Here is a 13,091-nt window from a genome sequence, read left to right on the forward strand (position 1 = left end):
CCCGCTCACCCCGACGACTTCTTCCGGCGGGGCTTCCGGGCCGGCGCGGGGGGCGATGACGCCTCCGGTGCCGCTGCGGTCGACGACTCGGACGCCGGCGGCTCGGCGGCCGGCGATTCCGCGGCCGGCGGGGTCGCCGGTGCGTCCGAGGCGCGGCTGCTGTCGCTCGGGTCCGGCGCCGGGCCGGCGTCCGGGGCGGGCCGGGATTCCGGCCGGGTCGGCACCGGGACGGGCGCCACCGTGGGCACGGCGGCCGCGGCGGCCACCCCACCGGCGATCGGCTCCGTCACGGCGGCCAGCGCCTGCAGCACCACCAGCCCCTTGCTCGAGACCGGCACCGATCCACCACCGGGGATCGCCTCGAGATGCTCGGGCACCCCGGAGGTGTCGATGACCAATCGCCACGCCGGCGCGAACTCCTCCGGCGGCAGCACCCAGTCCATGCCCTCGTCGTGCGCGTTGAACAGCAACAGGAAGGAGTCGTCGACCACCCGCTGACCGCGGGTGTCGGTGCCCCGGATCCCGTTGCCGTTGAGGAACATGCCGACCGATCGGCCGAAGCCGGCGTCCCAGTCCTCGGGCTTCATCAACGCCCCGCCGGGGGTGATCCAGACGATGTCCGGCAGCGGCTCGCCGGCCGCATGCCCCACCGGGCGGCCGTCGAAGAAGCGTCGGCGGCGGAACGTCGGGTGCTGACGGCGGAGCCGGGTGACGGAGGCGGTGAACTCGATCAGCGCCTCGTCCGATTCCAGCCAGTGCATCCAGCTGAGCTCGTTGTCCTGGGCGTACACGTTGTTGTTGCCGAGCTGGGTGCGCCCCAGCTCGTCGCCGTGCGCAATCATCGGCACCCCCTGGGACAGCAGCAGGGTGGCCAGGAAGTTGCGCTGCTGCCGGGCCCGCAGGGCCAGCACGTCGGGATCGTCGGTCGGGCCCTCGACCCCGCAGTTCCACGACCGGTTGTGCGACTCGCCGTCCCGGCCGTCCTCGCCGTTGGCCTGGTTGTGCTTCTCGTTGTACGAGACCAGGTCCCGCAGCGTGAAGCCGTCGTGCGCGATGACGAAGTTGATCGAGGCGACCGGCCGGCGTCCCGAGTACTCGTACAGGTCGGCCGATCCGGTGAGGCGGGAGGCGAATTCTCCCAGGGTGGCCGGCTCCCCGCGCCAGAAGTCGCGAACGGTGTCCCGGTACTTGCCGTTCCACTCGGTCCACTGCGGCGGGAAGTTGCCGACCTGGTAGCCGCCGGGGCCGATGTCCCACGGTTCGGCGATCAGCTTGACCTGGGAGACGACCGGATCCTGCTGCACGAGTTCGAAGAAGGTGGACAGCCGGTCGACGTCGTAGAACTCCCGGGCCAGGGTCGCGGCGAGGTCGAAACGGAAACCGTCGACGTGCATCTCGGTGACCCAGTAGCGCAGCGAGTCCATGATCAACTGCAGCGAGTGCGGGTGCCGGACGTTGAGCGAGTTCCCGGTGCCGGTGTAGTCCATGTAGTACTGCTTGTCGTCCTCGACGAGCCGGTAGTAGGCGCCGTTGTCGATACCCTTGAACGACAGGGTTGGACCGAGGTGATTGCCCTCGGCCGTGTGGTTGTAGACCACGTCGAGGATGACCTCGATGCCGGCGGCGTGCAAGGACTTGACCATCGCCTTGAACTCCTGCACCTGCTGGCCGCGTTCACCGAACGCGCTGTAGGTGTTTTGCGGGGCGAAGAAGCCGATGGTGTTGTAGCCCCAGTAGTTCGACAGTCCCTGATCCATCAGGGTGCTGTCGTTGACGAACTGGTGCACCGGCATCAGCTCGATGGCGGTGACGCCGAGCCGGGTGAGGTGGTCGATGATCGCCGGGTGGGCGACGCCGGCATACGTGCCGCGCTGGCTGGCCGGCACCTCCGGGTGCAGCATCGTCAGGCCCTTGACGTGGGCCTCGTAGATGATGCTGTCGGCGTAGGGGATGTTCAGCTGCCGGTCGCCGGTCCAGTCGAAGAACGGGTTGATGACGACGCCGTGCATCATGTGCGGTCCGGAGTCGGCGTCGTTGCGGCTGTCCGGCTCGCCCATCTTGTAGCCGAACAGGGCCGGATCCCAGTCGATCGCGCCGGACACCGACTTCGCGTAGGGGTCCAACAACAGCTTGTTCGGGTTGCAGCGGGAACCGTGCTGCGGTTCGTACGGTCCGTGCACCCGGTAGCCATAGCGCTGACCCGGTTGCACCGTGGGCAGATAGCAATGCCACACGTACCCGTCGACCTCGGGCATCGTGATGCGGGTCTCCCCGCCTCGCTCGCCGATCAGGCACAACTCGACCTGGGTGGCCGCCTCGCTGAAGATCGCGAAGTTCGTGCCAGTCCCGTCGAAGGTTGCGCCCAGCGGATACGGTCGTCCCGGCCAGATCTCCATCGGTGCTCCTACCTGCGCTTCGATTCAGTTACTTCGTCACCGTTGACTCGGCCGCACGACGCACCGGATGGTGCGGGCTGCCGGATAACCCTATCCGTGGCGGACCCGCCGGGACCCGCCGAACAGGTGTCGGCAGCGTCCCGGTTGAGTGCCCCGGGCACGGGGTACCCCGCCGATTTCACGGTCGCCCGCTGGCCGGCCGCACCGACCGGGTCGCCGGCGCGCGGCGCGGGATCCACCGGGCGCCGGGTGTCGAACCGGGTACCGCGGCGCCGGCGTCCCCCAGGCCGGCGCCGGCCGGCCGGGGTTGTCGGGCGGTTCGATTACCCTCGCCGGTGTGCCGGATCCCGCTGTCTACCGTCCCGCTCCCGGGACGATTCCGGACTCGCCCGGCGTGTACAAGTTTCGCGATCCGAAGGGCCGCGTCATCTACGTCGGCAAGGCCAAGAGCCTGCGCCAGCGGCTGAATTCCTACTTCGCCGACATCGCGGCGCTGCACCCGCGGACCGCCCAGATGGTGACCACCGCGGGCAGCGTCGAGTGGACCGTGGTGACCACCGAGGTCGAGGCGCTCCAGCTGGAATACAACTGGATCAAGGAGTTCGATCCGCGGTTCAACATCCGCTACCGCGACGACAAGTCCTACCCGTTCCTGGCGGTCACCGTGGGGGAGGAGTACCCCAGGCTGCAGGTGATGCGCGGCGCGCACCGCAAGGGCGTGCGCTACTTCGGTCCGTACGCGCACGCCTGGGCCATCCGGGAGACGCTGGATCTGCTGCTGCGGGTGTTCCCGGCGCGGACCTGCTCGGCCGGGGTGTTCCGCCGGTCGGCGCAGATCGGCCGGCCGTGCCTGCTCGGCTACATCGGAAAGTGCTCGGCGCCCTGCGTCGGCCGGGTGAGCGAGCAGGAGCACCGGGCGATCGTCGACGGGTTCTGCGACTTCATGGCCGGCAAGGCCGACCCGTTGATCCGCCGGCTGGAGAAGGAGATGACCGCCGCCGCCGCCGACCTGGACTTCGAACGGGCCGCGCGGCTGCGCGACGACCTCGCCGCGGTGCGCCGGGCGGTGGAGAAACAGGCGGTGGTGTTCGGGGACGGTACCGACGCCGACGTCATCGGCATCGCGGCCGACGAGCTGCTGGCCTCCGTCCAGCTGTTCCACGTCCGGGACGGGCGGGTGCGCGGCGAGCGGGGCTGGATCGTGGATATGGACATGAACACCGGCGCCGACCCCGACGACGGGTTGCCGTCCCTGGTGGAGAACTTCCTGCTGCAGTTCTACGGCGACCTCGCCGGCGATGCGTCCGCGGACGGGTCGACGCCGTCGGTCCCGCGGGAGATCCTGGTGCCGGTGCTGCCCAGTGAGGACGCCGGGACCAACGACGAACTGGTCGGCTGGCTGTCCGGGCTGCGCGGGTCGCGGGTCTCGCTGCGGGTCGCGCAGCGCGGCGACAAGCGGGCCCTGGCCGAGACTGTCGCCCGGAACGCGAAGGAGGCGCTCACCCGGCACCGGCTCAAGCGGGCCGGCGACCTGACCGCGCGGTCCGCCGCGCTCGCCGAGCTCGGCGAGACCCTGGGCATGGACGTGGCCCCGCTGCGCATCGAGTGCATCGACATCTCGCACGTGCAGGGCACCGACGTGGTCGCCTCGCTGGTCGTGTTCGAGGACGGGCTGGCCAAGCGCAGCGACTACCGACGCTTCGCGATCCGGGACCGGCCCGGCGACGATGTGGCCTCGATCGCCGAGGTGGTGCGCCGCCGGTTCAGCCACCAGGCCCGCGCCGAGCAGGAGTCGGACATGGGGTCGACCGCCACCCCGGCCCCGGCGCCCGACCCGGGGGTGCCGGCCGGCATCGACCCGACCACCGGCCGGGTCCGCCGGTTCGCCTACCCACCCCAGTTGCTCGTCGTCGACGGCGGAGCCCCCCAGGTGAACGCCGCGGCGTCGGTGCTCGCGGACCTGGGCATCGTCGACGTCACCGTGTGCGGGTTGGCCAAGCGGTTGGAAGAGGTCTGGTTGCCGTTCCAGCCGGACCCGGTCATCTTCCCGCGGACCAGCGAGGCGCTGTACCTGCTGCAACGCCTGCGCGACGAGGCGCACCGGTTCGCCATCACCTACCACCGGGCCAAACGGTCGAAGTCGATGACGGTGTCCGCACTGGACGACGTGCCCGGCCTGGGCGAGGTGCGGCGCAAGGCGCTGGTCCGGCATTTCGGATCGGTGGCCGCGTTGCGCCGGGCCGGGGTCGAGGAGATCCTCGAGGTCCCCGGGGTGGGCCGACGCACCGCAGAGGCGGTTGTGGCCGCCCTCGCCGGTCCGGCCAAGCGTGGAACCGATACCGTTACCGGTTCGTGACGCAGGGATCGAGCGAAGAGGGGGGATCCCGGTGAGCGCAGCAGGGCAAGGGGGCCGCACGGAACCCGGACGGTCCGATGAGCCGGTCATTCAGGTGGCTATCGTCTCGGGACTGTCCGGCGCCGGTCGGTCGACCGCGGCCAAGTGCCTCGAGGACATGGGCTGGTTCGTGGTGGACAACCTGCCGCCCGAACTGATCAGCACGATGGTCGACCTCGGATCGCGGACCAGCGGCGACGTCACCCGGATCGCGATCGTGCTGGACGTCCGGTCCCGGGCATTCACCATGGACCTCGCCGCGGTGATCAAGGACCTGGACGCCAAGGGCTACCGGCCCCGGGTGCTGTTCCTGGAGGCCAGCGACGCGGCGCTGATCCGCCGGTACGAGGCCAACCGGCGCAAGCACCCGCTGCAGGGCGGCGGGCGGCTGGCCGACGGAGTCGCCTCGGAGCGGGCCGTCCTCGAGCCCTTGCGCCAGGAGGCCGACGTCGTCGTCGATACGTCCGAGCTGTCCATCCACCAGCTCCGGGCCGAGGTGGAGCGCGCCTTCGGCCACGCCTCGCCGGAACGGAAGGCGTCGATGACCGTCGTGTCCTTCGGTTTCAAATACGGCCTGCCGCTGGACGCCGACCTGGTCATCGATATGCGCTTCCTGCCCAATCCGCACTGGATCCCGGAGCTGCGCGACCACACCGGCCTGGAGCAGGAGGTCTCCGACTACGTGCTGTCGCAGGAGGGCGCCGCGGAGTTCCTGGACCGCTACGTCGGCCTGATCGATCTGATCAGCGGCGGCTACCGGCGTGAGGGCAAGCGGTACCTCACCCTGGCCGTCGGCTGCACCGGCGGCAAGCATCGCAGTGTCGCCGTCGCCGAGGAACTCAAGCGCCGCCTGGATGCCGACACGCTCGCCGTTCAGGTCGTGCACCGCGACCTGGGCAGGGAGTGATGGGCGGCGCCGAGATGGGTCGGGAGGCGGCCCGTCCGAAAGTGGTCGCCCTCGGCGGCGGCCACGGCCTGCACGTGATGCTGTCCGCCCTGGTGCGGTTGCCGGTCGACATCACCGCCGTGGTCACCGTCGCCGACGACGGCGGCTCGTCCGGGCGCCTGCGGCACGAGATGCCCGGGATCGTGCCGCCCGGTGACCTGCGGATGGCGCTGACTGCGCTCGCCGATCCGGGTGAGCACGGTGCATTGTGGCGGACGACCTTCCAGCACCGGTTCCGCGGAGACGGCGCGTTGGCCGGGCACCCGGTGGGCAACCTCGTCCTGGTCGGGCTGTCCAAGGTGCTCGGCGACCCGGTCGCCGCACTCGATGCCGCCGGCGCCCTGCTGGGTGCCCGCGGGCGGGTGCTACCGATGGCGTGCCAGCCGCTGGACATCGTCGCCAAGGTCGCCGGGTTGGACGAGGACCCGTCGGCCGTGCGCCGGATTCGCGGCCAGGTGGCGGTGGCCAGCACGCCGGGCCGGGTGCGGTCGGTCACGCTCGACCCGCCCGATGCGGCCGCCTGTCCCGACGCGGTGAAGGCCGTCGAGGAGGCCGACCTGCTGACCCTGGGGCCCGGCTCGTGGTTCACCAGCGTGCTGCCCCACCTGATGCTGCCGGACCTGGCCGGGGCCATCCTGGGCAGCCGGGCGCACCGATTGGTGGTGCTGAACCTGGCCGCGCAGATGGGTGAGACGGAAGGATTCTCGCCGGAGCAGCACCTGGACGTACTCTCTGACCACGCTCCCGCGCTGCGCATCGATTCGGTGCTGGCCGACCGTGCGTCGGTGGCGTTGCCGCAACGACTGGCAACCGCGGCGGCCCGGCTCGGGGCGCGACTGGACTTGCACGACATCGCGATTCCCGGCACTGCCCGGCACGATCCGGCGGGCCTGGCGGCATCGCTCGCGGCCGTGCTGGCCCTGGGTGGACCGGCCGTGGTCGCGGGACGATCGGGGGACGAATCATGAGCGACAGCAGGGAGCGCCCGGGATGGCGATGACGGCCTCGGTCAAGGACGAATTGAGCCGGGTAGCGGTGACGAAGGTGTCCGCCCGGAAGGCGGAGGTGTCGGCGATGCTGCGGTTCGCCGGCGGGTTGCACATCGTCGCCGGGCGAGTGGTCGTCGAGGCGGAACTTGACACCGGCGTGGTGGCCCGCCGGCTACGCAAGGAGATCGCCGAGCTGTACGGGCATGCCGCCGAGGTGCAGGTGCTGGCGGCCTCCGGCATCCGCAAGAGCACGCGGTACGTCCTCCGGGTGGTCGGCGGCGGCGACTCGCTGGCCCGGCAGACCGGCCTGATCGACCAACGGGGCCGGCCGGTGCGGGGGCTGCCGCCGCAGATCGTCGCCGGTTCGGTCGGCGACGCCGAGGCGGCCTGGCGGGGCGCCTTCCTGGCGCACGGGTCACTGACCGAACCCGGGCGCAGCGCCTCCCTGGAGATCACCTGCCCGGGGCCGGAGGCGGCCCTGGCCCTGGTCGGCGCGGCCCGCCGGATGGGCATCGGGGCCAAGGCCCGGGAGGTGCGGGGCGCCGACCGGGTGCTGGTCCGCGACGGCGACGCCATCGCGGCGTTGCTGACCCGGCTGGGCGCGCATTCGTCGATGCTGGCCTGGGAGGAGCGGCGGATGCGCCGCGAGGTCCGGGCCACCGCGAACCGGCTGGCCAACTTCGACGACGCGAACCTGCGCCGGTCGGCGCGAGCCGCGGTGGCGGCGGCCGCGCGGGTCGAGCGGGCGCTGGAGATCCTCGGCGAGGGCGCCCCCGAGCACCTGAGCCAGGCCGGCCGGTTGCGGATCGCCCACGGTCAGGCATCGCTGGAGGAGCTCGGCCAGTTGGCCGACCCGCCGATGACCAAGGATGCGGTCGCCGGCCGGATCCGGCGGCTGCTCACGATGGCCGACCGGCGCGCCGCGGAACTGGGCATCCCGGACACCGAATCCGCAGTGACCGCCGACATGCTCGACTCCTGAGCGAGCCGCGACCCGGTCGACGGTCCGCGGGAGGTGAACTTCCGGTGAATCGGACCGGCCCGGCAGGCTGAATTGATTCAGCCCAGGTGACGACCCCGACCAGGGCAGATGGACCGCATTCGGGGAGTCCGACGACCCGATTCGGTCCGGGTCCTTCGTCCCGAATTCGGCCGGACACCTGTAGCCGACGCGCTGCGATCGGACCACCCCGATACAGTGAATCCGGCAACGTCCCCAACGACGTGGGCGAAGTCTCTTGATCGATCCCGTTCGAGCGGATTACGACCCTGCTGCGGGAACCCCAATGAGGAGGGCGGACAGACGTGACTGTGCGCGTCGGTGTGAACGGATTTGGCCGGATCGGCCGCAACTTCTGGCGAGCGGTGGACTCGTTGGATACGGACGTCGAGATCGTCGCCATCAACGACCTGACCGACACCAAGACTCTTGCTCATCTGCTGAAGTACGACTCCATTCTCGGCAAGCTGCCGTACGAGGTGAAGGCCGGCGACGGCGTCATCTCGGTGGACGGCAAGGACATCAAGGCGCTGTCCGAGCGCGACCCGGGCGCGCTGCCCTGGGGCGACCTCGGCGTCGACATCGTCATCGAGTCGACCGGCTTCTTCACCAAGGCCGACGCCGCCCGCAAGCACATCTCCGCGGGCGCCAAGAAGGTCATCATCTCCGCGCCGGCCAGCGGCGAGGACCTGACCGTGGTGGTCGGCGTCAACGACGACAAGTACGACGGGTCCCAGACGATCCTGTCGAACGCGTCCTGCACGACCAACTGCGTGGCCCCGATGGCCAAGGTGCTGCACGAGAACTTCGGTCTCGTCCAGGGTCTGATGACCACCATCCACGCGTACACCAACGACCAGGTCATCCTGGACTTCCCGCACTCGGACCTGCGTCGGGCCCGGGCCGCGGCCATCAACATCATCCCGACCACCACCGGGGCCGCCAAGGCGACCGCGCTGGTGCTGCCCGAGCTCAAGGGCAAGCTGCACGGCTACGCGCTGCGCGTGCCGGTGCCGACCGGCTCGGTCACCGACCTGACGGTCGAGCTGGAGAAGGGCACGACCGTCGACGAGGTCAACGCCGCGTTCAAGGCGGCGGCCGCGGACGGCCCGCTGGCCGGCCGGCTGTTCTACAGCGAGGACCCGATCGTCTCCAGCGACATCCAGGGCTCCCCGGCGTCCTGCACGTTCGACTCGCCGCTGACGATCGGGCTGGGCGGCAACTTCTTCAAGATCGTCGGTTGGTACGACAACGAGTGGGGCTACTCGAACCGGCTGGTCGACTTCACCTCGATCGTCGCCAGCAAGCTCTGAACCATCGCGCGGCTGCTGCCCGTCCGGCCAACCGGACGGGCGGCAGCCGTGTGTCGTCTGCGCCGCGGCGCGACCCTGCTCCATCGATCCACCCGCGCCACGATCCACCCGCGCCACGATCCACCCGCGCCACGATCCACTGCACCACGATCCACTGCGACATCCCGTAACTGCCTGAGGAGTTTCGCGTGCACACCCTCGATGACCTGCTGGCGTCCGGCGTCGCCGGACGGACCGTGCTGGTCCGCGCCGACCTGAACGTGCCCCTGGACGGCGACGTCATCACCGACGACGGCCGCATCCGGGCGTCCCTGCCGACCCTGCGGGCGCTGCTCGCCGGTGGGGCCAAAGTGGTGGTCACCGCGCATCTGGGTCGGCCCAAGGGGGCCCCGGATCCCAAGTACTCGTTGGCCCCGGCGGCCACCCGGCTCGGTGAGCTGCTGGAGACGTCCGTCCCGCTGGCCGACGACTTCGTCGGGCCGTCGGCCAAGGCCACCGTTGCCGCGCTGTCCGACGGGCAGCTCGCGGTTCTGGAGAACGTCCGCTTCGACGCCCGGGAGACCAGCAAGGACGCCGCCGAGCGCGGCGCACTGGCCGACGACCTCGTCGCGGTGGTCGGTGCCGATGCCGCGTTCGTCTCCGACGGCTTCGGCGTGGTGCACCGCAAGCAGGCGTCCGTGTACGACGTCGCCCAGCGGCTGCCGCACTACGCCGGTTACCTGGTGTCGAACGAGACCGCCGTGCTCAAGAAGCTGACCGTCGACCCGGAGCGGCCGTACGCGGTGATCCTGGGTGGCTCGAAGGTCTCCGACAAGCTGGGCGTGATCACTCACCTGCTGCCGGAGGTCGACAAGCTGCTGATCGGCGGCGGCATGGCGTACACCTTCCTGGCCGCACAGGGTTACGGCGTCGGCAAGTCGTTGCTGCAGGAGGACCAGATCGAAACCTGCAAGGGCCTGCTCGCCGGCAGCGGAGACAAGATCGTCCTGCCGACCGACGTCGTCGTCGCGGACGCCTTCTCGGCCGATGCCGCCATCAAGACGGTCGGCGTCGACGGCATCGAGGACGACTGGATGGGTCTGGACATCGGCCCGACCAGTGCGGCGAACTTCGCCGAGGTCGTCTCCGGCGCCGCAACGGTGTTCTGGAACGGCCCGATGGGCGTGTTCGAGCTCGCACCCTTCGCCGCGGGCACCAAGGCGGTGGCCGAGGCGATCGCCGCGTCCCCGTCGTTCTCCGTGGTCGGCGGCGGCGACTCTGCGGCCGCGGTCCGCACTCTCGGCGTCGACGAGGCCGGGTTCACCCACATCTCGACGGGCGGCGGTGCCTCGTTGGAGTATCTCGAGGGCAAGGAACTGCCCGGCATCGCCGTTCTGGAGGACTGACTCACCATGGCCACGCGCAAGCCGCTCATCGCCGGCAACTGGAAGATGAACCTGACTCATCTGGAGGGCATCGCCCTGGTCCAGAAGATCTCGTTCACCCTGCCGGAGAAGTACCTCAAGCACGTCGACGTCGCGATCTTCCCGCCCTTCACCGCGCTCCGCTCGGTGCAGACGCTGATCGAGGCGGACAAGATCGACTTCACCTACGGCGGGCAGGACATTTCGCCGAACGACTCCGGCGCTTACACCGGTGACATCTCCGGCATCCAGCTGGCCAAGCTCGGCTGCACCTACGTGCTGGTCGGCCACTCGGAACGGCGCGAGTACCACCAGGAGTCCGACGAGCTGCTGGCCAAGAAGGTCGCCGCCGCCTACAAGCACGGGTTGATCCCGATGCTGTGCATCGGCGAGGGGTTGGAGGTTCGGGAGGCCGGCAACCAGGTCGAGCACTCGGTCAACCAGGTACTGGCCGGGCTGTCCCAGATCAGCGATGAGCAGGTGAAGTCGGTCGTCCTGGCCTACGAGCCGGTGTGGGCGATCGGCACCGGCCGGGTGGCCACCCCGGCCGATGCCCAGGAGGTCTGCGGCGCAATTCGGGCCGCGCTCGCCGAGAAGTACGGGCAGGAGACCGCCGACGGGATCCGGATCCTGTACGGCGGTTCGGTCAAGTCCGGCAACGTCGGGGAGATCTGCTCGCAGACCGACGTGGACGGGGCCCTGGTCGGTGGCGCGTCGCTGGACGGCACCGAGTTCGCCACGCTGGCCGCGAACGCGGTGGGGGTGTTGCCCTGATCGGGCGGGTTAAACTCGACGCGCCCCGTTCCACCCGTCGCACCGCAAGGCAGTCATGACCCTTTTCCTGCAGATTCTCCTCGTCATCACCAGCCTGGCGCTGATGGCGTTGATCCTGTTGCACCGCGGCAAGGGTGGCGGGCTGTCGTCGCTGTTCGGTGGGACGATGCAGTCGTCCCTGTCCGGATCGTCGGTGGTGGAGAAGAACCTGGATAGGCTGACCCTCTTTGTGGCGGCCATCTGGGCGATCTCCATCGTCGGCGTCGGGTTGTTGTTGAAGGTCGGGGCCTGAACGAGGCTCGCCGAAAGGGCAGGTCGTCATGGCAGCTGGCAATCCGATCCGGGGGTCCCGGATCGGCGCAGGTCGGATGGGCGAGGCCGATCGTGGTGAGTCCGCCCCCCGGCAGCGCTTCGAGTTCTTCTGTGCCAACGGTCACATGACCACCTTGGCCTTCGCCATGGACGCCGAGGTGCCCGACGTGTGGGACTGCCCGCGCTGCGGCTTTCCGGCCGGCCAGGACAGCGGGGCGCCACCGCCCGCGACGCGGGTGGAGCCTTACAAGTCGCATCTGGCGTACGTCAAGGAAAGGCGCAGCGACGAGGACGGCGAGGCCCTCCTGGCCGAGGCGCTCGCCCGGATCGAGGACAAGCGCACCCCGCGGTTCTGAGTCCGCGGGGCGCCGGGGACGGCCGGACCGGACGCCGCGGACCATCCGCCGGCCCCGGCCGGGTCCGAAGTTCCGTGACCCGATCGGGGGAGTGCGCCGGTCGCCCGGCGATTCTTCGGCGATGATGCTCGGGTGAAGCGCTTCTTCGCGGTCCCCGGTCTGCTGCTCGCCGGCGCGGTCCTGTGCGTCGGCTGCGGTTCGTCCGGCAACGCCGTGGCGACCGTCGTCAACGCGCCGAGCACCGTCACCGCGACCACCACCGTGGTCAAGACGGCCCGCTCCACCACCGAGGAGACGGTCACCACCACCGTCACCGCCGGCGCCGATGGCTACCCGCCGGCCGATTTCCACGACCACGGCAACGGGGTCTACAGCGGGTTCGAGACCGACAAGGACTCGTTCGACTGTGCGGACGGCGACAATCGCTGCTGGGGCGTGAAGGTGACCGCGCCGGCCGGCTGCGCCAACGGCGTGGCGCTCAAGCTGACGATCTTCCCCGTCGGCAGCGATCAGGCGGCCGCCACGGTCGAGCAGTCCGACTCCGCGGCCCTGGCCCCGCAGGAGATCAGGACGATCATCGTCGGCTCCAACAAGTTGCCGGACGATCAGCGCTTCGAGGCCGAGATCACCGAGGCGCGCTGCGGCTGACCCGGGCGCCGGCGGGGCCGGTCAGAGGTGCTTGAGCATCCTGGTGTTGCCCAGGGTGTTCGGCTTGACGAATGGCAGATCAAGGAACTCGGCGATGCCTCGGTCGTAGGAGGCCCGCAGCTCGGCCTGCGCCTCCAACGACAGATCCAGCTCCCGGATCGGCTCGAAGCCGAGCGAGGAGAAGAACGGCACCTCGAACGTCAGCACGAACAGCCGGTGCAGGCCCAACTCGACCGCTTGCGCGATGATCTCGGTGCAGACCGCATGGCCCACCCCGCGGCGACGGGCCCGCGGGTCGGTCGCCACGGTGCGGATCTCGCCCAGGTCCTCCCAGAACACGTGCAGGGCCCCGCAGCCGACGACGGCTCCGTCGAGGCGGGCCACCCAGAACCCGGTCACGGCCTCGTAGAGGTCGGCCAGCGTCTTCTCCAGCAGGATCGGACCGGCGTACTCGTCGACCAGCCGCTTGATCGCCCGGACGTCCCCCACCCGGGCCCGGTCGACGGTGACCCGGGCGCCCGGTCCGGTGGTGGATGGGTCGGTCACGTCGGTAGACGCT

The 13,091-nt window shown here is 70.3% G+C and carries 12 protein-coding genes; 10 read left to right on the plus strand and 2 right to left on the minus strand.

Features of this window, described 5'->3' with window-relative positions; genetic code table 11:
- Positions 1-5: 5 nt before the first annotated feature.
- Complete coding sequence (gene glgX, locus ACILSK_RS19765; protein WP_395728893.1) at positions 6-2,396, minus strand: glycogen debranching protein GlgX; 2,391 nt, start codon at positions 2,394-2,396, stop codon at positions 6-8.
- Positions 2,397-2,733: 337 nt separating this feature from the next.
- Between glgX and uvrC the strand changes: the two genes are divergently transcribed.
- From uvrC to ACILSK_RS19815, 10 genes are all read left to right on the plus strand, one after another.
- Entirely contained in the window at positions 2,734-4,752 is a 2,019-nt protein-coding gene (gene uvrC, locus ACILSK_RS19770; RefSeq protein WP_395728894.1) for an excinuclease ABC subunit UvrC, read from the plus strand.
- Between the two features lie 88 nt (positions 4,753-4,840).
- Positions 4,841-5,698 (plus strand): RNase adapter RapZ, encoded by an 858-nt coding sequence (gene rapZ / locus ACILSK_RS19775; RefSeq protein WP_395728957.1) that lies wholly within the window; start codon positions 4,841-4,843, stop codon positions 5,696-5,698.
- Complete coding sequence (gene yvcK, locus ACILSK_RS19780; RefSeq protein ID WP_395728895.1) at positions 5,698-6,705, plus strand: uridine diphosphate-N-acetylglucosamine-binding protein YvcK; 1,008 nt, start codon at positions 5,698-5,700, stop codon at positions 6,703-6,705. The genes rapZ and yvcK overlap by 1 nt, the downstream gene beginning before the upstream one ends.
- A 22-nt stretch (positions 6,706-6,727) precedes the next feature.
- The gene (gene whiA, locus ACILSK_RS19785; protein ID WP_395728896.1) at positions 6,728-7,708 is read left to right on the plus strand and encodes a DNA-binding protein WhiA; all 981 of its coding nucleotides are present in this window, start codon (positions 6,728-6,730) and stop codon (positions 7,706-7,708) included.
- 323 nt (positions 7,709-8,031) lie between these two features.
- On the plus strand, positions 8,032-9,039 hold the full coding sequence (gene gap, locus ACILSK_RS19790) for a type I glyceraldehyde-3-phosphate dehydrogenase (protein WP_395728897.1): 1,008 nt from the start codon (positions 8,032-8,034) through the stop codon (positions 9,037-9,039).
- Between the two features lie 188 nt (positions 9,040-9,227).
- Positions 9,228-10,424, plus strand: coding sequence for a phosphoglycerate kinase (locus ACILSK_RS19795; protein WP_395728898.1), 1,197 nt, complete (start codon positions 9,228-9,230; stop codon positions 10,422-10,424).
- A 6-nt stretch (positions 10,425-10,430) separates the two neighbouring features.
- Positions 10,431-11,216 carry a triose-phosphate isomerase gene (tpiA, locus tag ACILSK_RS19800; RefSeq protein WP_395728899.1) on the plus strand — a complete coding sequence of 262 codons (786 nt, stop codon included), beginning with the start codon at positions 10,431-10,433 and terminating at the stop codon, positions 11,214-11,216.
- A 55-nt stretch (positions 11,217-11,271) separates the two neighbouring features.
- The gene (gene secG, locus ACILSK_RS19805) at positions 11,272-11,508 is read left to right on the plus strand and encodes a preprotein translocase subunit SecG (RefSeq protein WP_395728900.1); all 237 of its coding nucleotides are present in this window, start codon (positions 11,272-11,274) and stop codon (positions 11,506-11,508) included.
- A 28-nt stretch (positions 11,509-11,536) separates the two neighbouring features.
- Positions 11,537-11,884 carry an RNA polymerase-binding protein RbpA gene (locus ACILSK_RS19810; protein ID WP_395728901.1) on the plus strand — a complete coding sequence of 116 codons (348 nt, stop codon included), beginning with the start codon at positions 11,537-11,539 and terminating at the stop codon, positions 11,882-11,884.
- Between the two features lie 132 nt (positions 11,885-12,016).
- Entirely contained in the window at positions 12,017-12,532 is a 516-nt protein-coding gene (locus ACILSK_RS19815; protein ID WP_395728902.1) for a hypothetical protein, read from the plus strand.
- Between the two features lie 21 nt (positions 12,533-12,553).
- On the opposite strand, the gene ACILSK_RS19820 is transcribed toward ACILSK_RS19815, so the two are convergent.
- Complete coding sequence (locus ACILSK_RS19820; RefSeq protein ID WP_395728903.1) at positions 12,554-13,078, minus strand: amino-acid N-acetyltransferase; 525 nt, start codon at positions 13,076-13,078, stop codon at positions 12,554-12,556.
- Between the last annotated feature and the right edge of the window lie 13 nt (positions 13,079-13,091).

Origin of the sequence: Nakamurella sp., from assembly GCF_044224575.1 — a bacterium.
Taxonomy (GTDB): Bacteria; Actinomycetota; Actinomycetes; order Mycobacteriales; family Nakamurellaceae; genus Nakamurella.